The following is a 21,392-nucleotide window of genomic DNA, read 5'->3' as shown; positions in this document are numbered from 1 at the left end:
TTTTAGGACGGATTTTTCTCGGAAGGATTTGCGTAGGTTGGTTATTTTTAGCATTAGATACTCCTTTGTCCTTGTTTTTTCATAATAAAAGGCTTCTATGAATACATTTTATCATAGAAAGCCTTGTGTTTAAATCTATTTATAAAATTTTTCAAATGTTTATAAGTCTATTGTTTGTCACTAAACTTATCTACGGAAAACTTCTGCATATATCTTCGTATTTCATCTTCTGTAAAATATACACTAGGATACAGTCTTAAATCCTCTTCAATATCATTGAATCTGCTACACATTTCCCACAAATTTTTAAACCAAATTCTTGAAGATACAGGCAATTTATCATCGTCAAGCTCTTCATAATATTCTTCATATAAGTCGCAAAAATCTTTTATATTATATTCACCATTTAAATAACCTAATATAATATATGTTATTTTATCTTTACAATCCATAATTAAATATCTATCTCCTGATTTGGGTAATTAACTGCCTGATGATTGATATTTTTTAATTTCTATATTCCATAAAATTTCATTCGGTTACCTCCGACTCGGTTTGTGCCGGGTTAATTGTAACATATCTTAAAAGTATTTTAAATTCAAAAAAGGTCAAGTACATTTTTTAGTTATGCAAAAGAGAATCTCAAGTGCAAAGCGTATTGATAATAACACAATTTCTTGATATAATCAAATTATAACAGATAGAAATGGAGATTTGAGAATGGGCTGTTAAGCATAAAGCGGAATTACAAAAAATTTGGGATACACAGGAGTTTATCAAGTTGCCACCATTATAATAGTTATAGATGACAGAAAGGAGATATGATGTTTTATAAGATTAAAGAAGTTAAACCTTTGCCGGAATACAATCTTCTTATAAATTTTGTCAACGGCGAATGCAAACAATATAATGTTGCTTCTCTTTTTAACAAGTTTGAATCATTTAAAACTCTCTCAAATGTCAAAGGTTTGTTTGAACAGGTACAAGTGGATTCTGGGGGATATGGTATCTCTTGGAATGATGATATTGATTTATCCTGTAATGAACTTTGGGAAAATGGAAGAGTTGTAGACTATGTATAATTATTTTTAATTAAAAAATAACAACAATATATTAATTAAAAAAGGGCTTCCACACTGAAAAAATATTTGCAAAATATTGTAATTAGTTAATAATAAGTTTACTATATTTTACAGTATTTCCTGTAGTGCAACAGCCCTTAATTTTTAATATCTCATATTTACATTAGCACCTTACTTAAAAAGTCCTTAGTCCTAGGGTTCTTAGGATTACCGAATATTTCTTCCGGGCTTCCTTCTTCAGCTATAATGCCTCCGTCCATAAAGAGCACTCTGTCTGATACTTCCCTTGCAAAGCCCATTTCGTGGGTAACTATTACAGTTGTCATTCCTTCGCTTACAAGGCTTTTAATAACTGCAAGCACCTCTCCTACCATCTCCGGATCGAGGGCTGATGTTGGCTCATCAAAGAGCATTACATCAGGCTCCATTGCAAGGGCTCTCACTATAGCAAGCCTCTGCTTCTGACCGCCCGAAAGTTTGTTTGGCTTCTCGTCATATTTTTCAAGAAGTCCAACTCTGTCAAGCAGCTCTATTGCCTTTTTCTTAGCTTCTTCAGCATTTTTCTTTCCAAGTAAAGTAGGAGCAAGTGTAATATTCTCTCCTACTGAAAGATGTGGAAATACATTGAAATGCTGGAACACCATTCCCATCTTCTGACGGTGTATATCTATGTTTACGGATTTATCCGCTATATTAGTTCCTTCAAAATAAATTTTACCCTTTTCAGGTACTTCAAGGAGATTCAAGCAACGCAGGAAGGTAGACTTGCCACCGCCAGAAGGTCCTATTATAGATACAACCTCCCCTTTACTGATATGTTCATTAACTCCCTTTAGTACCTGAAGCTCACCAAAGCTTTTATGTAAATCTACTACATCTATTAAGTATTCATTATGATTAGCGTTCACCTGCCTTCATCCTCCTTTCAAGCACAGCTACTCCTTTCGAGAGGCTGAATGTAAGTACGAAATAAATAATTCCGATTATAATAAGCGGTTCCATTGTAAGGAAGGTTGCACCTGATATAGTCTGGAACTGAGTCATAAGATCTCCCACAAAGAATACAGATGCAAGAGAGGTTTCCTTAATCATCATAATGAACTCGTTACCAAGTGCAGGAAGGATATATCTTACAGCCTGAGGCAATACTATCTTAAACATAGTCTGCCTTTTACTAAGCCCCAGCGACCTTGCCGCCTCAGTCTGACCTTTATCTACAGCTTCTATACCTGATCTGATTACCTCAGATACATAAGCAGCCGAGTTCAATATAAGTGCTACAAGTATGCACACAAAGGTGGATGGCTTAAACCCCGGTATAGCTTCCGGCAGCATGAACTTAAATATGTACAGCTGTAAAAGTATAGGTGTGCCTCTTACTATCTCGATATAGGCTGTAATCAAAAATCTTATAGGCAAAAACTTATTATTCTTAAGTATAGCAAGTACAGAACCGAAAATAGAACCGAAAAAAACTGTAATAATGCTCAAAAGAAGTGTATAGCCTGTACCTACTATAAATAAAGTCCCATAATTTTCTATCAGAAATACTATTTTATTAAAAATTTCCAACCATTTATTCATTAGTTATTAACCTCTACACCTAATGATTTAGCAAGCTCTACAGCCTTATCCTTCCACTGCTTATAAAGTCCCTTATCATTTACTTCTTTAACAACCATATTAAGAGCATTTACAAGCTTGGTCTCTCCCTTTGTACAGCCTATCACATTTCCTTTTGACTCATACTCAAACTTAAAATCACTTATGGCAAGCTCTTTGTGTGCGGTAATTAAAACCTTAGCAACAGCAAGGTCAAGTGTAAGTCCGTCAGCCTGGCCTGTAATAACCTCCATAGCTCCATTGTTTACATCTGCTATAGGAGTACAGTTAGCCTTTGGGAGCTGGGTAGTAGTTAAATCAAGCTGAACCGAACCATTCTGTGCTAAAATTGTCTTACCCGTAAAGTCATCTGCAGTCTTTAGCTTATCAGCATTTTCCTTAAGAACGACAATTCCCTGTCCTTCATCTGCATCTGTGTTACCAAAAAGGTCTGAAAGCTGCATATTTTTTGCACGTTCTTCTGTATAAGCAAGTCCGGCTATCGCCATATCTACCTGACCTGTTGTAACAGCCGCCTTAATCGCATCAAATTTCATAGGCACAATTTCAAGTTTTACTCCTAAACTGTCTGCTATGTACTGGGCAAGATCCATATCGCAGCCTACATACTTCGTTTCCCCACTGCTTATATCTATAAATTCATTTGGAGCAAAATCAGGACTTGTTGCACAGGTTATAACTCCTGCTTGAAGTATTTTGTCAAGCTTATCTCCTTCTCCTGTTATAGAAGAAAGATCTAACTTTGCAGCCCCTGAAGAATTATCAGCGGCAGCAGTACTTGTTGTACTTTTGCTTCCAACAGTATTGGTATTGCTTGTCTTAGCCGATGACGTAGTTACAGAACCTGTCTTTGTAGCACTCTTAGAGCTCTCTGTCTTTGTAGAATTACCTGAGCAGGCTGTAAACATTGTGGCAAAAACAAGTGTTAATGCTGCGACTAATTTCATTGATTTTTTCATATTGCAATTCCTCCCTGTGAATAAATATGCTTTAATGATATTTTGTTATACGCACATTATATCACATCACAATGAATATTTAAAGTATAAATTTGTATAAATATACATTGTTTTTTAATATTATACTGTAAGATTTGCTAAATGCCGGTATATATGGAGTAAATACGGTTTCAAAAACGCTTTTTCTATACATTTTATCTTAGCTTATGTAATAATTCATGTTTTCTTAAAGATTTCTAAAGATATTAATGCTATAATATTACTAACAAAATACAAGACCTTCCCCCAGATAAGGAGAAATTTATAATGGATTTTCTTAATACTAAAACAGGAGTTTCCGGTATTGATGGTCCTTTTAGCATATTTACTATCATACCTATCCTATCTTTCATAGTATTTGCCATAATTATTTTTGTGATAGTAGCCTCTATAATTTCTTCACTCCGCCTGAAGGCAAAAAACGATGCAGCGCCAAGACTTAAATCACAGGCAAGGGTCATATCCAGAAGAACAGATGTACATGGAATGAGTGAAGGCTCTACCCATACAGACTACTATATTACCTTTGAATTTGAACAGGGTAGCAGGCAGGAATTTCAAGTAGATGATTACAACTATGGAGTATTAATAGAAGGTGATATTGGCATTTTAGAACATCAGGGAAACAGGTATCTTGGTTTTGAAAGAACCCGGAGTTAATGTGTTATCTTTTGATAAATATAGAAAATCAACCCCCAAAAAACAAATGTTCTATAAGAATCTTAGTACCTATAAGTATGAGTACAAGTCCTCCCATAACTTCTGCCTTTGTCTTTAATTTTTCCCCAAATATACTGCCAAGCTTTACTCCGGTAAAACAACAGACGAAGGTTATAAGTCCTATAATTGAAATTGCCGGTACAATGTTTACTTTAAGGAAAGCAAAGGTAACACCAATTGCAAGTGCATCTATGCTGGTTGCAACAGAAAGTGTTACCATAGTTTTTACATCCATAGCATCATTTACTACATCACAGGATTTTGCTTCTTTTATCATATTTATTCCTATAATTCCCAACAGTACAAAGGCTATCCAATGGTCTATAGAACTTACTACATTTTTAAATCCGCTTCCAAGTAAATATCCTATCAAAGGCATCAGAGCCTGAAATACTCCAAAATAAAGTCCACATATAAGTGCTTTTTTTACATTCATTTTCTTCATAGCTAGTCCTTTACAGACTGAAACTGCAAAGGCATCCATAGAAAGTCCAAGTCCAATAAATAATATATCAAGAATATTCATTAAATTAACCTCTTACCTTTAGTCAGATAAAGTGCATAAATATCTCTTTTTTATAGATATTTATGCACTTACAAATTTTATACTTCAAACAATATATCACTATAGGTTGGCACCGGCCAATAAGCTTTATCTACGATAGTCTCAAGACTATCAATATTTTCACGAAGTCTCTCCATCATCGGAGCAACTTTAATATTAAATTCCTCAGCCTGTTCTTTACCTTCCGATAGCTTCTTAGCCATTATTATTAGTTCTTCTAACTCATCAGTCATACTATTAGCACCTTCAAGGAGAGTAGTAATTTTCTTTAGTAAATCCTTTTGTATAGAACATTCAAGACCTAAGCCGGTATTTTCCATTTCATTTATAGCCTTCGCAAGTACAATTTGATACTTAATTACAGCAGGAATAAACAGTCTCCTCACCATATCTATCATAGTCTTTGCTTCTATATTTATGGTCTTGGTATACTTTTCATACTGGATCTCTGCTCTTGACTCAAGCTCTGTACGGTTTAATACCTTCTCTTTTTCAAATACTTCTATAGTGTGGTCACTTATTAGCGCCGGTATAGCCTCTACCATTGATTTTGTATTTGGAAGACCTCTCTTTGCCGCTTCTTTCACCCATTCTTCCGAATAACCATTTCCATTGAAGATAATTCTTCTATGTGCAGTCAGCGTATCTATAATGAGGTCATGTGCAGCCTGATTAAAATCCTCCGCTTTTTCCAGACTGTCTGCCATATTCCTGAATACATTAGCTACTATTGTATTTAGAACTGTATTTGCACCTGCAATAGACATAGAAGAAGCTACCATTCTGTATTCAAATTTATTGCCTGTAAACGCAAAAGGTGAAGTCCTATTTCTGTCAGTTGCATCAAGGAATAGATTAGGAAGGCTGTGTACACCTATATCAAGCTTACGTCCCTGCTTACTGGAGGTAGCCTCTCCTGTTTCTATTACCTGCTTAACCAAGTCCTCAAGCTGGTCACCAAGAAAGATTGAAATAATTGCAGGAGGAGCTTCATCTGCACCAAGCCTATGCTCATTACCCGGATTAGATGCTGACAGACGGAGCAATGTAGCATTTTCATCTACTGCCTTTATTATCGCCGCAAGCACCAGCATAAACTGTACATTCTCATGAGGTGTTTTGCCCGGATCAAGCATATTTTTCCCGGTATTGGTAACTATAGACCAGTTATTATGCTTACCTGAACCGTTCACTCCGGCAAAAGGCTTTTCATGTAAAAGACATTCAAGCCCATGGCGTTTTGCTACCTTTTTCATAGTTTCCATAACAAGCTGATTATGGTCTGTGGCTATATTTGCTGTTGTGTATACAGGTGCCATCTCATGCTGTGCAGGAGCAACTTCATTATGCTGAGTCTTCGCATAGATTCCAAGTTTCCAACACTCTTCATTTAACTCCTTCATAAAGAGTTCTATTCTCTCAGGAATATTTCCATAATAATGGTCATCCAGTTCCTGAGTCTTTGGAGGCATTGCACCAAAGAGTGTACGCCCTGTAAATAATAAGTCCTCCCTCTTTAGAAAATCTTTTCTATCTATAAGAAAATACTCCTGCTCAGGTCCTACTGAACAGCTTACACTTGTTACATCCTCATCTCCAAACAGCTTTGCTATACGAGTCGCCTGCTTGCTTATCGCCTCCATAGAACGGAGCAGAGGAGTCTTTTCATCAAGTGCCTCTCCTGTATAAGAACAGAACGCAGTAGGTATACAAAGTGTTACACCCGCTGTATCTTCCTTTAAAAATGCCGGAGAGGTACAGTCCCAAGCTGTATATCCCCTTGCTTCAAAAGTTGCCCTCAGTCCTCCTGACGGAAAAGAAGAAGCATCAGATTCTCCCTTTATAAGCTCCTTACCTGAGAAACGCATTATAATACCGCCCTTACCCTCAGGATTAAGAAAAGAATCATGCTTCTCAGCAGTTATCCCTGTCATTGGCTGGAACCAATGTGAATAATGAGTAGCCCCTCTTTCCATAGCCCATGACTTCATAGCATGTGCCACAGCTCTGGCTATCTTTTCATTTAAATCTTCTCCATTATCAATAGTCTTCCTAAGCTCCTTATAAACATCACTTGGAAGCCTGTCCTTCATTACCTCGTCATTAAAAACATTTTTAGCAAAATCTCTTGGTAATACAAATTTCTCCTCGCCCATATTTCTCCTCTTTATATGATAATATTTTCACAAAGTTTTGATAAAGTATATTTACTCCAGATACCACTGATCTTTGTTCTCATAGTCATCATCTGTTTTAACCAAGTTCATACATTTTATAAGCACCTTCTCCATCATCACTGATATAAGGAGTGTTACGGTTACAGGTACTATAAGCATAGCCAAGCCGGCAGAAATATATACTAATACAAAACCGCCAAAAAGCAGTATTATTGAAACAATGGTAGTAAGAAAATGTCTGATTGACAAATAAAATGACAGTTTAAATAAGCCTGATAATTTCAATGAAAATCTTGAAATAAGAGGATAAATGTAAATCATTATAAAGGCAAGTACCGCTGCTATAATAAAATAAATATACCTCATATAGGTAAAACTGTTCTGTATAAAATCTACCGAAAACTTAACATCTATATACAATATTATGCCTGCAATTACCATAATTAGTCCAACTATGAAACTCTGCTTAAAATCACGCTTAAAACCTTTAAAAAATTCCTTAACAGGATAGCTTCTGTCACGCCTAATTGATTTTACGGATGCATAATAAAGGGCTGAAATAGCAGGTCCAATTGTTACAATAGGTATACAGACAATTATAAATACAATATTAAGTGCCACTACATCGAAAAGCTTTCCCATAAACCGAAAAAAAACATTATTTACATTAAATAAATTTCCCATTATATACCTCTGTTTATAAATACTTGGTAAATCAAAATAACTTTTATAATTATCTACGTATTATAGGGAGATGTCAAGTAAAAAATCATACCTTGTTTTTACTTTAGGATATGCAAATCAATTGCATCAAGGCGTGAGTACATTATACTTATTCTATACTTTTAACTTTTATTCCTTCATTTTTAATTATTTCTTCTAATTCTTTTTTTAATTTGTCTGCCTTATTTTTTTTATCAAAACCAAGACTCATAATTGCATCAATATCATTATTACTATATATTACATATCCCGCCGAATTAATAGTCAGATTTAATATTTTACCAGTACTTTTTCCTGACATCATATCAAATATATAAATATTTATCGTATAATCAATATCATCAAACAGATAAGCTCCTTTCTTAAATAATCCCTTTAAAGTCGGATATAATTTAATATTTTTAATAATATTGTTTACCACTTCATTATTCCTTGGCAACTCATATGTTTTACTTTCAATAATTGGTTCAATCTTATCATCCTCAAATTTCAAGCCAGAATTACTAAATACTACAAATGTTTTTTTCTCTCCTTTTGAAATGTTTATATCTCTGGGATAAAAATACATTCCCATCATCACAAATACTAATAGAGTAAAAAATATTACAAATAATTTTTTTCTCCACATAATTTTACCTCTTTCCATTGCATCCACTACCACCTATTTCTTTCAACATCTCCTCTAAAAAACAAATTTTCTTTTAAATTTGGTTTTATCGGCTTTAACTTTCCCTTATTTATCAGATAAGTCAGGTTCTGCTTTGAACAGCCTAAAATTTCACAGGCTTTGGCTGTATCTACAATATTCTCCCTTGTAAAATGATAAAAATCTTTAACTGAAATATTTATTTTTATTCCCGCTTTTTTTAAAATCCACTTTTCTATTTCAATAGTTTCATTAAATACTATGCTATATCCTCCAACTCCCACTTTAACTGAACGAAAAACATAATTATTTTTTAATACCGAAGCTATTTTGCCATTCATCTCTATAAGTTTTGTCAAATCAACCCGTCTTACAGTATCATCTCCAAATACACAAATAACATCATGTTCTCCTGATGTAAAACATTCCAGTACATTATCTTCACTTCGCTTTCTAATTTCTAAAGGAATATCTTCATATTCTACTTTCTTGATATAACAATTATCCTGCGAGCATCTTCCCCCGGATAGTTCCAATAATTTCATCTCATTGTACTGTTTCATCTTATGATTTTTCAATATGCTGCCAATATTCTGCCTGCCACTAGGTATCACTCTTTCTTTCACCCAAAGTAAGCTTGCAGCTTTAGGTATAGTGTAAATATTATTTTCTACATAAGATGAAAATAATAAAGGTGTGTTCCACTTATCTAACTCACTACTTAATTCTATAATAAACTCATTACATTTATCATAATAGTACAAATATCCAATCGGGCATTTCACTTCCACATCTTCATCATAAATAGCATAAGCTTTCATACACACACCACCTTGTATAAATCATTTCCCATATCTTATCTCTGTGCTCTTCTGATAAGACTTCATCTAATCCTTCAAACATAATGCTCTTATCATTTTCTTTCAAAGGCGTCTTAAAAATGCTTTTCTTATCTTCTATTAATTTTAAGTTTTCAAATGTAGATCTGCTTCCAATAAAGTTTTGACAGAGTTTATCTTCCATAACATCAAATTTTGCTATCTGCTCTTCATTGTAACAAGAGCATAACAATGAAAGTCCATTATCAAATAATGGCGCTATTCTTAAAGAATATTTCCTGCTATTACATAATACTTCTATATTAGCTCCATGCCTGTCTCTGTTTAATATAAGAAAATCAACCGCCAACATTGTATCTATATATCTCTGCCATCCATTCTCTTTACAAAAGTCGTAGTGTGAGATTCCCTGTTTTGCATTTATCTGATAATAATCATCTAAAGCCGCCTTTGTTTCCCCCCTCTGCTTAAAATCCTCTGAAGCACACAGCCAGGTTTCATATTTTCTTCCTTCTAATTCTATGTCTGCATAAATCAGCTGATATTCCAGATGTTCTACTCCTAAAATTGTTAGCATCCTGTCTATTATAATTTCATTCACACATTCATGACCAATCACTCCTTTTTCACTGTCAAAATTTGAAAGTTTATAATATATTTTTCTTCCATCAATTAATGACTGAGATTTCAAAAAAGTTCCTGCTGTTCCGCTTGAATTTCTTGCATGCGACCATAATAAATAAGTCAAATCCTGTTTATCTGTAATTACTTTATTCTCCACAAATTCTCACCTCTTTTCTTGTAAATATTATACATTTTTATTTAATGTATGTCAAATAAAAAACAAACAATGAGACATTCATACATTAGAAAAAGGACTTTATACTCAGTAAAACTTTTATAATTACTGATGTAAAAGTCCTTTTATATATTTTAGTTATTTTAGCCTGCCTCCACCCTCATATTTTCTTAGAGGCTTCTGTCAATATATTGTCCACAATGTATGCAGTAGCACGAAGCACGAGTAATAAACAGCCTGCCACAATGAGGACATCTGCAAAAAATTATTGAAAAGGTTATTGCTGCCACAAATATCAGCAAACCTAATAAAACCAATACAAGCCCAATTACAAACCGTATGCCATAAGGTGAAGCGACAAATTTTGCTATTATTAAAAATAGAAATCCTAGCAAAACCAATATATACACTATGCTACAAGCTCTGTTATAATTCATTTTTTTCATGATAAACACCTCTTAAAATAAGCATATCATAATTATTGGCATATGCCAAGTAAAAAATCACATTCAATTCAGCATAAACAGATTATTGTTAAATTTATCACAATCGAAATCAAAACCTGTACATTATTAAGTGTTTCTATTGAAAATGCTTCTCTTATCACCATTTTTTCCCAAGGTTCACAGTATAAAAACTTATTATAATTAAGTTCTTATATTTAGTTCTCTACCCATTTCATATAGACTAAAGATATGATTTTTATATCTTCCTGTTTTTAATTCAATCTCTTCAAAATTTATTCCTCTTTGTACACAAACAAATAGTTCTAAAAACCACGAATTGGAATAAAAAAAGTCATATCTTTCATTGTATAGCAAATATATTATAGGTTTGTAAGGAAGATTGGGAGATGCTATATTTATAATATTATAAATATAACTGCTACTCTCATCTTCTTTAAGTCTCCATATTTCAGCATCTGATATTTTATAACACTCATGGCTTCCCATATCAGATAGTATTGCTTTAGATATTTTATCCAATTCATCAAAATAATCTTTTTCAAAGTTTAAATTATGTTCAGCATACATTCCTTTTAACAGATCAGTCTTTGACAGATATGGAGTTCTAATATCTTCTTTATAAAACTCTTCTAATTTTATCAGACAATCATGATCTGTTAATTGAATATGTTTAGGAAATTTTATTTCAAACATAATAACCTCATTTTTTCATATAATAAGTTCCAGATATTTCTCCCCACTTAATCCGGTAATCTTTATCATAAAAGTATGCCCATAATCTTGTTGTTTTCATATAAACACTATTAACAGACTTAGGTATATAGCAGGTTCCAACAGACCTATAACCATTTTTACTGCTCAAGCCTGAAATGTTAAATCCTTATACAGCTCTAGTATTCCTGCCGTATTTCCCGATAACACACAAGTTAAGAACACAATAGCATAAGGGGCTACTAAAAGCCACCTTATGCTAAAAATATTAACATTTAAGATTTAATCTGCATATCTCCACTTATATATTAGTTCTATTTTATTTAATTTCTGTTTCCATAAATCTCTCAGTAGTAAAAAATGAAAAAATAACTTTATTATTATATCCATTAAAAAGTATTTTCTCACTCAGCTTTGATGGTTCTATGCCATCAGCTACAATCTTTTCATAATTTAATTCGTTCTTTTTAACCTCAATTGAATATACATTGTTATCTCCCATCATCGCCATCACTTTTCCAACAGATGGTAAACTTGTCATTCTATGAATATACTGGAAGTTACTTTCACCTAATAACCCCGAATCTATATCAAATAACAGCATTTTATATACACTTTCATCATCTCCCATCTGTACCGAAGCCAGTATATTATTTTTAGATAAAGCAAAGCTTAAAAGCCTATTTTCTTTTGGAAAAGCTATTTTCTTATTATTTCCATTTTTATCTATGTAAATAAAATATGCCTGTTCTTCTTTCTTATTCTCCCAAAATGAAATAAAAGCTTCTCCATCATTCGATACTTCTGTCTGTAATATTTGAAAATCTTTTGAAATATGCAAGTCTTCTTTTTCAAACTTATTATTTTTAAATTTATAAAAGTTCATTCCTGTTATCTTATCTGAATCTTCTTTGTCCATTTCAGGTTCAAATAATATCAATCCTGAATTTAATTTTATCAGCTCTGGCCAGTAAGCAAAGCTAAAAGTTTTTATTCCTTCATGTATCTCTTCAAGTCCTCCTTCGCTGCCATTAAGCACAGAGTAATTACTATCTCCTTTGCCATCTAACTTAACACCCATAATAATATAACTGTCATTATTCAGGTATCCTTCTAAAACATAATAATTTTCAAATGTTGCAATCTTTTTAACTTTGTCTTCCTTAGACTTATATACATATATTTCTTCTGTTTGATTCAGAATTCCCTCTCCCATCTCATTACCTTTTCTAGGAACATCAACCTGAAATAAGATAGCCCCCTCTTCTGCATCTAAAATATCTATATTGTGGCTCTCTCTATCTATACCAGTTTTCTCATATAAATCCAATTCTTCAAAAGAATACTTCTTCTCTTTTTCAGAAATTTTAAATGCATTACTGTTTCCTCCCATACTTACTGTTTTTTGCTGTTGTATCTCATTTCTATCAATCAATGAACTTTTTTCACTAATTTTATTTTGTCCATTGCATCCAAATAAAACCAAACTAGTAAGTAAAGCCAAGATTATCCTTTTTTTATTACTCATATATTCTACCACCTAAACTTTTCTCAAAATATAAGTATAAGATGTGTTATTATAATATTTCTTAATAATAGCACATCTTATATAATTATACTATCACAAATTTTATTTCTTGTGACAATGCTACCTGTATCTTATAAAATATCCTGCTCTATTTTTGATTGCCTTTGTCATAGCCTCAATTGTATCCGCATGCTTACCATAATACTGATTCTGATTATTAGGATTATTATAATAAACATCTGAAACACCATCATTATTACCAGAAAATCCATAAATATAGCCAGTAGCAACAACATAATGTCCACTTCCTTTGCCATTGTAATGTTTCAATGAGCTAGTATATGTATGACATATAACCGGATATCCTTTATCTATGCTATATATTAATCCTGTTGAAAAAGTTTGATACTTTTTTAGCATACCCAGCCTTTAATTAAAGACTAAGCCATTCTATTTCAGGAGGGCTTGCATTTACTGCTTCTCCCATCATAGCTTCAATTTTAGTAAAGAAAGCTAATGCACCTATCATCAACAACATACATACAACTTTTTTCTTTTTCATACCTTGTTTCTCCTTTACATTTTTACTTTATACCTATATAATATTACCCAAAATATTATTTTTCAAGGGACATTGGTGTCCCGTTTGTATCTTTTAGCATGCCATCTGCAAATATTACTGTGGGATATACATTTATATCCTTTTCTATAAAAGTTGACGCAGAAAGTCTACTTGAATAATTAGAAATTATGCCGGTAATTATAAAATCTGTCCTTATACCATTTTTCTCAAAATTTATCTTCGCTGGCAAGTGATTGTTTTTAATCTTAAATAATTCTGTCAAGTATTCTTCAACTACAATCTCGTTTTCTTTCTCCGGCCATTCTCCTTTAATAAGGCTGAAAGCCAAGACATCCCCAATACTCTTTTCCATCGAGCCAAAAGTTAATTTTTTGCCTGAATATACTGCATTTCCTCCGACTTCGAATCTTTTGTATGCAAAATCATTTAACTCTTTTTTTATATTCGCTTCAGTTTTCTCATCAACATCAGATATAACAGCGAGAAATTTGCCATATGTATTTATAAGATTATCCCTGTTGTTTTGTATGAGGTTCATCAGCAAACACTATTGATGGCTTTAACAGCATTGCTCTTGCTATCGCTACTCTTTGCTGCTCTCCTCCTGATAGTTCATAAGGACATTTAAGCACCAAGTCAATGATTCCTAATTCCTGAACCAAGAAGCTAAAGTACTTGGTATCAATGGGCTTCCCATTAACATAATACGGGCACATAATATTCTCTTTTGTGGTAATATGTGGTATAAGATGATATGCCTGAAATATAAATCCATAGTTATCCCCTCTAAGTTTTGCCATCTCTCTTTCTGTCATAACAGCATAGTTTTTCCTTGAAAGAAAATATCTCCATCAGAAGCATTATCTATGCCTGCCAGTACATTTAATAACGTAGATTTTCCACTGCCACTCTTCCCATAAATCAAATTAATCGAAGCTTCATTGAAACTGAGACTCACCCCTGACAGTGCTTTTGTCTGCTGCATACCACTTTTGTATATTTTCGAAACTTTATTGCAGCGCAATATTACCTTTTCCGACTTTCCCATGTTTACCTGTCCCCTTGCGGCCTTATCTAAAAAATAGGCAATTATGTAGTTACATCATAATTGCCTATTAAAGAGTAACAAGCAGTATCACTATCACCCAATCTGATATCATTCCTACTTCATATTTTTCTTATCCACTTATATAATATAACTAAAAATTGTTAATATCAAGGAAGATTAGCTATTAACTGCTACATCAAATAGTGTAATATTCAGATTGCTTATTAAATAATTCAGCATATCTGCCTTTCTGCGTAATCAGAACACTATGACTTCCAAATTCCAATATTTCGCCATTTTCCAGTAATATAATCCTATCCGCTAATGCTGACGCCGCTAAGCGATGTGAAACAAATAATATTGTTTTCTTACGCAAGTTCTTCAAAGCATTATACATTTTATACTCAGATATAGGGTCCAATGAACTTGACGGTTCATCTAATATGTATAAACCTGTACTCCTATTCATAGCTCTAGCCAGACAAATCTTCTGCTCTTCCCCTTTAGAAAGTTGTGTACCATTATTATCAAATTCTTTAGATAATTCAGTATCTATGTCGTTTATAAATCTACTGGAATTTGGAGATATATCTAATTTTCTCAAAATTTCTAAAGTATTTATGTTAACTTCTCCTTCAAAAGCAATATTTTCCTTCATTGTATACGCGAAAATATTATTTTCTTGAAAAGCAATACCGATTCCTTTTTGTAAAGATTCTTTATTATACTTTTTTATGTTTACATTATTAATTAAAATTTCACCGCTTTCAGGCTCATATAATCTTAACAGTAATTTGATAAGAGTGGTTTTACCAGAACCGTTTAGCCCTACAATAGATACTTTTTCACCTGCAAATATTTTAAATGATATATTTTTTAAAACATATCTATCAGTGTTAATATACTTAAAGTACAAATTTTTCACTTCAATTTCACAAGGTTTATCACAGTCAAATTCAATTTGTCCTTCTTTGTCATTATCATCATTATGTGACAATATAAATATTAATTTATCTATTTCCAAGCTGTTCTTATACATATTAACTATCCCATCTGCAATAGAACTTAACACACCTTCTAACTGATTTGATGAACTTACTAACGCTGAATAATCAGCTATACTGTATATTTTTTCTACTACCTTAAAAAACATGTATATCATCTTCCAAGCAGAAGTTACAGAATTAAATATACTGGCAAATATATTTATAACTGCAGCTTTAATACCATATTCCTTTAATATTCTCAATATTTTAAACGTAGATAATTCGTAGTATCTTTTTCCAATATCCAATACCTTATAACATTTTATATCTTTAACATATTTATAGTTATACAATATATATTTTATATAATTTTGTCTTCTAGAAAATGGTGTTATTGATTTCACTGTTTTAAAATTTATATTTCCAAGTATAATAGATTGTATAAAATTAACTGATACAGCAAAAATCGTAAATAGCATTATAATACCGTCTAGTGATAATATTAAAGTTGATAGCATAATAATATTCATAACGCTTGAAAGTAACTGAAAAGCAACATTAAATGTAGTATGTGCAATTCTGTCTAACTGTTCAATAGCTTGCGTATACTTATTAAAAAAATCAGGACTCTCAAAATTTTCATAACTAAAAAGCTGAACTTTATCAAAAAAAACTTTATTAATATATTGATTAATCTTAGACGCAATTACAGGATCAATAACAGCTTCATTTAGAATTACAACAATATTTGAAGCCAATTGGAATAAGGTTATACCAATTACCATTGTGCATATTGTTCTAATTGAATCATTGCTATAAGAGATTCCACGCTCTATTTTCGCAATTATATATCTAACCATAATAATGTTTAGTATTGGCAATGCAGCAAACATCACTGTTAAAAATAGTTTTATTAAAAATCTAACCTTTGAAACTTTCCAAACTATTCTAAGAACATAAAAATTATTATCTATAACAGATTTAATAATTTTCACTATACCTTTATCTTTTCTTGATAAATCATTATATTTATTCATATATTCCACCATTTATAATTTTGTTGTGGTAAAGCATTTTCGTAACACCTTTACCTAAAACTTGTTACGTGGTTATTTAATACCATAACAAGCCTCATAAGGCGTTTTATGTTTATTATAAGCATGTGGTCTGACATCGTTATAATGAACATAAGCTAATTCATCAATGGCAGTATACAGCTCTTATTCAGCATGACAGTGATGCTGTTAATTTGGTCAATTTTTCACATATTGAAGTACCTTTCCATTGGAACATCAGCATATGGATGACCTGCTTAACTCATACTTAGCGTTATTCCAAGTCTTTCACAAAATTCAATGTACTCATTAGAAGTGTAATGACTGCCTTGGACTGAATGAATTAGAATCCTAGCTGTGATAATTCCCTGCTGAGGTTGATTTGCCTTTTGTAGTTATTCTGAGGGATGACCTGTGTATACAGTCAAGCAGCCATTTCCACCTACATGCGAATGATAGTCTCTTAAACGGAATTGAGTCCCTGCAAGTTTCTTAGTTTACGATTCTCCTCCGTAAAATGAAGTATGCTCCGGTTTCTTCATTTGAATAACGTTTTTTTGCGAAACTGAATAATCCTGTTTGTGAAGCTTACACGCGAGTCCTCATATTCGACATAAAGGTCTTTAACGCTCTTCTATTTTAAAGATGAAGGCTTGCAACCCTATTCTTGAATTCAGTTTCATAATGTTTACTCTTTGTAACATATCTATTTGCAGATTTTGATTAAATCTCAAGAGGATTAGGTGTTACAACTATATATCACAACAATCATAGCAATATAATATTTACGATTAACTATTATTTGATAATTGATTCATATCCAGATGTTTAAGGTTTTCAATATACTTAAGCACCTGTTTTTCAATAACTCCTCTTATCTTAAAGCATCCTTTTGAATGATATGATTTTTCTCTATGATAGCTTGTAACAGCGCAGCCTCCCCCACAGCATGGCAAATATACACATTTTCTACAATCATCAATTTTTAGTGGATCATGTGACATCCAATCATAAAATGCATATTGGACTTTTATCAAATTTCCATAATCATCAATCTCACCCATCAAATGTTCTTTAATCCCAACTTGTTCCCAACACTTATAGACTTTACATTCAGGGTCAACTGTAAATTGTCCTTCATTGTATAAGCCACAATAAAGCCATCTTCTAAGAGGTCTTACATTATTTCTAAATCCTTGACTTTCTGCATAATTCCACAGTTTATATAATACATCTCCAACATCTTCCTCTTCCAGGCAATTATCAGAATATATACTACATGCATCTGACATTCCCCTTACTATTCCAAAATCAACGTTGAAATCTGTAAAATCAAGCCCTCTTTTACCTATAATATCTAGTAAATCACTAGTAATATTTTTGTTAATATTGTCAACATTTATTCTTATGACTGTATGAAGTTGTTGTTTATACTCTTTAAGTAATTTCAAATTATTAATTATTATATCAAATGAACCTTTATTATCCTTTCTCATCCTCCTACTATCATGAATTTCTTTAGTACCATCCAATGTTATTTGGACAGACATACATTTATATTTAATTAATTTTTCAATAACTTTTCTGTTAACAAGTGTACCATTTGTTATAATAGAGCTACTAAAATTCATATCATTTTCTTCACAATAATTATTTATTTGTTCAAGAATATATTCCCCAATCTTGAAATTTACGAGAGGTTCTCCGCCAAACAAACAAATATGTATATTTTTTGTTCTATTCTTTGTCGTTTTATTTTTTACAAATTTGATATACTTATCTGCTTGAACAATATTCATAACAGCATTGTTGCTTTCACCTTCAAAACAATATATGCATTTTAAGTTACAATTTCTTGTCAGCAATACAGTTGAAGAAAAATAATTTAATGAAAATTTATCTTTATCATGAAAGTAAGATATAATTCTATTTTCATCTATATAATCTTCAATGATAATACCAGATTTTATTAACAAATTAGCATCTTCTTCACACAGTGAATTGATAACACCATTTTTAACATAAGCGGCGACTTCTGAGCTAACTTCAATACAATTGCCATTAAGTGTATTAAAAATATAATATTGCTCACTATTTTTAGTTACCATTAAATTGTATTTCGAATATTTCATGATACCATTTGTTCCTTCCTATAAACTTCTGCCAAATATTTATTTGAGTCATCTTTTGCCACATAAATTTTTATTCTAAATAACCTATTAAGTTCATAATTATTTAGTTTTCTTATATACGAAAAATCATATCTATTGATATATATTAAATTGCTTATATTGTATACAGTTTCATCATTTTGATTTATGTAGCTATAATTCAACCTAAAATATCTAAATCCTCCAATCCTAAAGCCCAAATATGTATCATTTATTCCCAGCACTATAGCATCAAAGACTAAACCATTTTTTATTAAATTATTTTTTTTGATATTATATGCTATTGAATATAGTAAGAATCCAAAGCATATTGCAAATATGATATTAATAAACAAAGCTATCTTATATTCTAATGATATAAAACGCATTTTTTCTGCTACAATAAGTATTAGTGAAACTACAAGCCCCAACTTAAAAATAATAAAGCAGGGATTTTTCAACAATTTCATGATGTCAATTCCTCCATAAGTTTATTAAAGATAATCATTATTAACTTATAAACTTCTTATTGCTTTTATCTAATACAGAGCCGTCATATTAAAAATCCGTCATATGACAATCTATAATTATCGTTACGTATTATTCTCAGTATGACGACTCCTTAATTACTTCATTAAACAATAATACCACAGATAATAATGTTGTATCATTGTTCATCTGAAAACGGAAGTATGTCTACAATACAAGCAAAACAAAAGTTTGCGGTACAGCCATTTATTAAGCAACCAGCTACTGCACACCCATTTGCGATGCATCCAGCTAAACTACAGGCATTACCACCACAACCGTTGCTACCACAAGCAGCTGCAGCGCAACCATCCCCACCGCAACCGTTTGTATCACAACCTGCAGTAACACACATATTTCCACCACATTTATCTGTGGAACACCCAGCCGCTCCACAGGGCCCCTTTTTTACCTGATGTATAAGCATTCCCTATATAGTTAACCATTTGAACCTTCTTTCTTTAATCTAATCGTCCAATATCTACTAAAAATTTCTAATTCATCAAGTTCTACTAAGTTTAGAATACATTTAATTCTATAACTAAACTCACTTTTAATTGTTCACGTAACATCATCTTAAGCAAAAAATCACAATTATGTATCTCCGTTTTTATACCTCATTGGAAACATCTTTACCATAATACCTTCACCTCCTATTTGTTTTACTTCTGACTATCCATCATTTGTTACATACTAAGCCATTCAATCTCTGGTGGGTTCGCTCTTATTGGCTCCCCTAGCACAGAATCAAATTTTGCAAATAATACTAACCCCCATATTGCCAACATCATACAAATAATTTTTTTCTTCTTCATATCCGTATCTTTACAATTATCTTATTTGACTATATAATATTGCTAAAAATATTTAATTTCAAGGGACTTCAATGTCCCTTTTTACCAAAAGGAGAAAACATATGTCATATAACCTTAAAGTATTTAGCCAAAAATTAAGGACTATAAGAAAGTCATTAATGCTACATAAAGATTATATTGCAGATAAAACCGGCATCAGCATAAAAACCATAGTGCGGCTTGAAAACGGCAAATGCCTGCCTAACCTTGATACATTAGAATTACTTTCGCCTTTGTATAAGACAGACTTGGTGCGCCTATTGGTAGAATGCCAATTTAATGATTATTATACATTTACATCCATAACCAATGAAATAGAAAATAAAATAGATAATGGTGAATTTGATAAGTTAGAGTCAAGTCTGAAGCTACTAGAAAAGTTCTCCTACTCTATAAGCAATGAGTATTATAAAGGCTTTATCTTACAACAGATTCTATTTATTGATGGTATTTTGCAATATAGCAGAAATGAATATAATTTAGCTCTTGATACTTACACTAAAGCTTTAAAAATAACAGAACCGGATTTTACTTTAGATAAATATTCTGACTTTGTTTTGTCGGATACAGAGGTTAGAATCCTTATGAATATAGGCTTTACATTAGATAAACTTAAAGAAACAAAAAATAGCCTTGATATTATGCTTTTTTGCAAAGATTCATTGGATGAAACTGCTGCTATTTATCCTAAAATATGCCACAATATAGCTGTAATTTATTCTAAAATGGAAATTTTTTCGAAATCTTTAGCCTACTATAATGAGGGAATTACTGCCTGTAGAAAATCCAGACAGCCACTTGGGCTTGGTTTATTGTATTACGGTAAAGGGTATTCAGAGTACAAACTGGGCAATGATAATTATCTTGATTCATTTAAAACTGCTATTACTCTTTGTAACGCTTTTGAACAGGATAAGCTAAAAGAAACAATTATTTCTAAATGTATGGAACATTATAATATTAAACTTGAATAGTAAGTATACCAAGTATCAGAAAAATAAGTCCTACTATCTCAACAAATATCAGCTGTAAAGCTGTTTTCTGACTTTTCCTTATGTCGTTCACGATGTTCCGATTTTTTACTCATACATAACATCCTCCCCTTCAATCTGCATTCGTCCCCTCTTCCCCCTTGCAAAGAATAAAAATCCCCACATAGGCAGGCTTTTTTCAGTAAAAAATGTTTATCACAAATCTAAGATGCTATTTTTTGATTTTAATTAATTCTTATCAATTTTTTTATTGTTCTACACCTCTCGTATAATAAGTTTGTAGCCAAGAAAAATCAGGTTACAAACTTTTCTTTTTGA

At 31.9% G+C, this 21,392-nt stretch carries 24 protein-coding genes; 3 read left to right on the top strand and 21 right to left on the bottom strand.

Annotated elements, in window-relative coordinates; all coding sequences use genetic code 11:
- Window positions 1–167: 167 nt before the first annotated feature.
- On the bottom strand, window positions 168–452 hold the full coding sequence (locus ACTTKP_RS06970) for a hypothetical protein (protein ID WP_442553191.1): 285 nt from the start codon (window positions 450–452) through the stop codon (window positions 168–170).
- 372 nt (window positions 453–824) lie between these two features.
- Between ACTTKP_RS06970 and ACTTKP_RS06965 the strand changes: the two genes are divergently transcribed.
- On the top strand, window positions 825–1,082 hold the full coding sequence (locus ACTTKP_RS06965; protein WP_442553190.1) for a DUF2442 domain-containing protein: 258 nt from the start codon (window positions 825–827) through the stop codon (window positions 1,080–1,082).
- 158 nt (window positions 1,083–1,240) lie between these two features.
- On the opposite strand, the gene ACTTKP_RS06960 is transcribed toward ACTTKP_RS06965, so the two are convergent.
- The 3 genes from ACTTKP_RS06960 to ACTTKP_RS06950 are packed head-to-tail and all read right to left on the bottom strand — an operon-like array spanning window position 1,241 to window position 3,664.
- Window positions 1,241–1,990 (bottom strand): amino acid ABC transporter ATP-binding protein, encoded by a 750-nt coding sequence (locus ACTTKP_RS06960; protein WP_442553189.1) that lies wholly within the window; start codon window positions 1,988–1,990, stop codon window positions 1,241–1,243.
- A complete protein-coding gene (locus tag ACTTKP_RS06955; protein ID WP_442553188.1) occupies window positions 1,980–2,666 on the bottom strand; it encodes an amino acid ABC transporter permease in 687 nt (228 codons plus the stop codon). Before ACTTKP_RS06955 ends, ACTTKP_RS06960 begins: the two co-directional genes overlap by 11 nt.
- Window positions 2,666–3,664 carry a transporter substrate-binding domain-containing protein gene (locus ACTTKP_RS06950; protein ID WP_442553187.1) on the bottom strand — a complete coding sequence of 333 codons (999 nt, stop codon included), beginning with the start codon at window positions 3,662–3,664 and terminating at the stop codon, window positions 2,666–2,668. The genes ACTTKP_RS06955 and ACTTKP_RS06950 overlap by 1 nt, the downstream gene beginning before the upstream one ends.
- Before the next feature lie 306 nt (window positions 3,665–3,970).
- Between ACTTKP_RS06950 and ACTTKP_RS06945 the strand changes: the two genes are divergently transcribed.
- Window positions 3,971–4,363 carry a DUF2500 domain-containing protein gene (locus ACTTKP_RS06945; protein WP_442553186.1) on the top strand — a complete coding sequence of 131 codons (393 nt, stop codon included), beginning with the start codon at window positions 3,971–3,973 and terminating at the stop codon, window positions 4,361–4,363.
- Between the two features lie 28 nt (window positions 4,364–4,391).
- Here the strand turns inward: ACTTKP_RS06945 and ACTTKP_RS06940 are convergent, their stop codons facing one another.
- The 17 genes from ACTTKP_RS06940 to ACTTKP_RS06860 form a co-directional block, all read right to left on the bottom strand.
- Window positions 4,392–4,949 (bottom strand): manganese efflux pump MntP, encoded by a 558-nt coding sequence (locus ACTTKP_RS06940; RefSeq protein ID WP_442553185.1) that lies wholly within the window; start codon window positions 4,947–4,949, stop codon window positions 4,392–4,394.
- A 77-nt stretch (window positions 4,950–5,026) separates the two neighbouring features.
- On the bottom strand, window positions 5,027–7,144 hold the full coding sequence (locus tag ACTTKP_RS06935; protein WP_442553184.1) for a glutamine synthetase III family protein: 2,118 nt from the start codon (window positions 7,142–7,144) through the stop codon (window positions 5,027–5,029).
- A 51-nt stretch (window positions 7,145–7,195) separates the two neighbouring features.
- Window positions 7,196–7,849 carry a YesL family protein gene (locus ACTTKP_RS06930; protein ID WP_442553183.1) on the bottom strand — a complete coding sequence of 218 codons (654 nt, stop codon included), beginning with the start codon at window positions 7,847–7,849 and terminating at the stop codon, window positions 7,196–7,198.
- Between the two features lie 148 nt (window positions 7,850–7,997).
- Window positions 7,998–8,543 (bottom strand): hypothetical protein, encoded by a 546-nt coding sequence (locus ACTTKP_RS06925; RefSeq protein WP_442553182.1) that lies wholly within the window; start codon window positions 8,541–8,543, stop codon window positions 7,998–8,000.
- The gene (locus ACTTKP_RS06920) at window positions 8,543–9,355 is read right to left on the bottom strand and encodes a helix-turn-helix domain-containing protein (protein WP_442553181.1); all 813 of its coding nucleotides are present in this window, start codon (window positions 9,353–9,355) and stop codon (window positions 8,543–8,545) included. The genes ACTTKP_RS06925 and ACTTKP_RS06920 overlap by 1 nt, the downstream gene beginning before the upstream one ends.
- On the bottom strand, window positions 9,333–10,154 hold the full coding sequence (locus ACTTKP_RS06915) for a hypothetical protein (RefSeq protein WP_442553180.1): 822 nt from the start codon (window positions 10,152–10,154) through the stop codon (window positions 9,333–9,335). The genes ACTTKP_RS06920 and ACTTKP_RS06915 overlap by 23 nt, the downstream gene beginning before the upstream one ends.
- Window positions 10,155–10,819: 665 nt before the next feature.
- A complete protein-coding gene (locus ACTTKP_RS06910) occupies window positions 10,820–11,332 on the bottom strand; it encodes a hypothetical protein (RefSeq protein ID WP_442553179.1) in 513 nt (170 codons plus the stop codon).
- 337 nt (window positions 11,333–11,669) lie between these two features.
- Window positions 11,670–12,878: a hypothetical protein gene (locus ACTTKP_RS06905; RefSeq protein WP_442553178.1), complete on the bottom strand. Its 1,209-nt coding sequence runs from the start codon at window positions 12,876–12,878 to the stop codon at window positions 11,670–11,672.
- A gap of 120 nt (window positions 12,879–12,998) precedes the next feature.
- On the bottom strand, window positions 12,999–13,298 hold the full coding sequence (locus ACTTKP_RS06900) for a C39 family peptidase (protein WP_442553177.1): 300 nt from the start codon (window positions 13,296–13,298) through the stop codon (window positions 12,999–13,001).
- Between the two features lie 13 nt (window positions 13,299–13,311).
- Window positions 13,312–13,440 (bottom strand): hypothetical protein, encoded by a 129-nt coding sequence (locus tag ACTTKP_RS06895; RefSeq protein WP_442553176.1) that lies wholly within the window; start codon window positions 13,438–13,440, stop codon window positions 13,312–13,314.
- Between the two features lie 55 nt (window positions 13,441–13,495).
- Window positions 13,496–13,999, bottom strand: coding sequence for a hypothetical protein (locus ACTTKP_RS06890; protein ID WP_442553175.1), 504 nt, complete (start codon window positions 13,997–13,999; stop codon window positions 13,496–13,498).
- Window positions 13,971–14,276: an ATP-binding cassette domain-containing protein gene (locus tag ACTTKP_RS06885; protein ID WP_442553174.1), complete on the bottom strand. Its 306-nt coding sequence runs from the start codon at window positions 14,274–14,276 to the stop codon at window positions 13,971–13,973. The genes ACTTKP_RS06890 and ACTTKP_RS06885 overlap by 29 nt, the downstream gene beginning before the upstream one ends.
- Window positions 14,273–14,509 carry an ATP-binding cassette domain-containing protein gene (locus ACTTKP_RS06880; protein WP_442553173.1) on the bottom strand — a complete coding sequence of 79 codons (237 nt, stop codon included), beginning with the start codon at window positions 14,507–14,509 and terminating at the stop codon, window positions 14,273–14,275. The genes ACTTKP_RS06885 and ACTTKP_RS06880 overlap by 4 nt, the downstream gene beginning before the upstream one ends.
- 196 nt (window positions 14,510–14,705) lie before the next feature.
- Window positions 14,706–16,532: an ABC transporter ATP-binding protein gene (locus ACTTKP_RS06875; protein WP_442553172.1), complete on the bottom strand. Its 1,827-nt coding sequence runs from the start codon at window positions 16,530–16,532 to the stop codon at window positions 14,706–14,708.
- 809 nt (window positions 16,533–17,341) lie between these two features.
- Complete coding sequence (locus ACTTKP_RS06870; RefSeq protein ID WP_442553171.1) at window positions 17,342–18,682, bottom strand: radical SAM protein; 1,341 nt, start codon at window positions 18,680–18,682, stop codon at window positions 17,342–17,344.
- Window positions 18,679–19,170 (bottom strand): hypothetical protein, encoded by a 492-nt coding sequence (locus ACTTKP_RS06865; protein WP_442553170.1) that lies wholly within the window; start codon window positions 19,168–19,170, stop codon window positions 18,679–18,681. Before ACTTKP_RS06865 ends, ACTTKP_RS06870 begins: the two co-directional genes overlap by 4 nt.
- Before the next feature lie 197 nt (window positions 19,171–19,367).
- The gene (locus tag ACTTKP_RS06860) at window positions 19,368–19,583 is read right to left on the bottom strand and encodes a Cys-every-fifth RiPP peptide CefA (RefSeq protein WP_442553169.1); all 216 of its coding nucleotides are present in this window, start codon (window positions 19,581–19,583) and stop codon (window positions 19,368–19,370) included.
- A gap of 561 nt (window positions 19,584–20,144) precedes the next feature.
- Between ACTTKP_RS06860 and ACTTKP_RS06855 the strand changes: the two genes are divergently transcribed.
- The gene (locus ACTTKP_RS06855) at window positions 20,145–21,056 is read left to right on the top strand and encodes a helix-turn-helix domain-containing protein (protein WP_442553168.1); all 912 of its coding nucleotides are present in this window, start codon (window positions 20,145–20,147) and stop codon (window positions 21,054–21,056) included.
- Window positions 21,057–21,392: the final 336 nt, after the last annotated feature.

The sequence above is a fragment of the Catonella sp. genome, assembly GCF_052169795.1.
Lineage (GTDB): Bacteria > Bacillota > Clostridia > Lachnospirales > Lachnospiraceae > Catonella.
Note: the sequence above shows the minus strand (reverse complement) of the source record. Positions and strands in the feature narration are given on the sequence as shown.

Bases quoted from the DNA above. Each gene is read 5' to 3' on its own strand.
- ACTTKP_RS06970 (WP_442553191.1), bottom strand. From the start codon at position 452: ATGGATTGTAAAGATAAAATAACATATATTATATTAGGTTATTTAAAT.
- ACTTKP_RS06890 (WP_442553175.1), bottom strand. From the start codon at position 13,999: ATGAACCTCATACAAAACAACAGGGATAATCTTATAAATACATATGGC.
- ACTTKP_RS06855 (WP_442553168.1), top strand. From the start codon at position 20,145: ATGTCATATAACCTTAAAGTATTTAGCCAAAAATTAAGGACTATAAGA.
- ACTTKP_RS06940 (WP_442553185.1), bottom strand. From the start codon at position 4,949: ATGAATATTCTTGATATATTATTTATTGGACTTGGACTTTCTATGGAT.
- ACTTKP_RS06860 (WP_442553169.1), bottom strand. From the start codon at position 19,583: ATGTGTGTTACTGCAGGTTGTGATACAAACGGTTGCGGTGGGGATGGT.
- ACTTKP_RS06870 (WP_442553171.1), bottom strand. From the start codon at position 18,682: ATGAAATATTCGAAATACAATTTAATGGTAACTAAAAATAGTGAGCAA.
- ACTTKP_RS06880 (WP_442553173.1), bottom strand. From the start codon at position 14,509: ATGGGAAAGTCGGAAAAGGTAATATTGCGCTGCAATAAAGTTTCGAAA.
- ACTTKP_RS06875 (WP_442553172.1), bottom strand. From the start codon at position 16,532: ATGAATAAATATAATGATTTATCAAGAAAAGATAAAGGTATAGTGAAA.
- ACTTKP_RS06920 (WP_442553181.1), bottom strand. From the start codon at position 9,355: ATGAAAGCTTATGCTATTTATGATGAAGATGTGGAAGTGAAATGCCCG.
- ACTTKP_RS06950 (WP_442553187.1), bottom strand. From the start codon at position 3,664: ATGAAAAAATCAATGAAATTAGTCGCAGCATTAACACTTGTTTTTGCC.
- ACTTKP_RS06905 (WP_442553178.1), bottom strand. From the start codon at position 12,878: ATGAGTAATAAAAAAAGGATAATCTTGGCTTTACTTACTAGTTTGGTT.
- ACTTKP_RS06935 (WP_442553184.1), bottom strand. From the start codon at position 7,144: ATGGGCGAGGAGAAATTTGTATTACCAAGAGATTTTGCTAAAAATGTT.
- ACTTKP_RS06885 (WP_442553174.1), bottom strand. From the start codon at position 14,276: ATGACAGAAAGAGAGATGGCAAAACTTAGAGGGGATAACTATGGATTT.
- ACTTKP_RS06900 (WP_442553177.1), bottom strand. From the start codon at position 13,298: ATGCTAAAAAAGTATCAAACTTTTTCAACAGGATTAATATATAGCATA.
- ACTTKP_RS06945 (WP_442553186.1), top strand. From the start codon at position 3,971: ATGGATTTTCTTAATACTAAAACAGGAGTTTCCGGTATTGATGGTCCT.
- ACTTKP_RS06930 (WP_442553183.1), bottom strand. From the start codon at position 7,849: ATGGGAAATTTATTTAATGTAAATAATGTTTTTTTTCGGTTTATGGGA.
- ACTTKP_RS06895 (WP_442553176.1), bottom strand. From the start codon at position 13,440: ATGAAAAAGAAAAAAGTTGTATGTATGTTGTTGATGATAGGTGCATTA.
- ACTTKP_RS06965 (WP_442553190.1), top strand. From the start codon at position 825: ATGTTTTATAAGATTAAAGAAGTTAAACCTTTGCCGGAATACAATCTT.
- ACTTKP_RS06955 (WP_442553188.1), bottom strand. From the start codon at position 2,666: ATGAATAAATGGTTGGAAATTTTTAATAAAATAGTATTTCTGATAGAA.
- ACTTKP_RS06910 (WP_442553179.1), bottom strand. From the start codon at position 11,332: ATGTTTGAAATAAAATTTCCTAAACATATTCAATTAACAGATCATGAT.
- ACTTKP_RS06865 (WP_442553170.1), bottom strand. From the start codon at position 19,170: ATGAAATTGTTGAAAAATCCCTGCTTTATTATTTTTAAGTTGGGGCTT.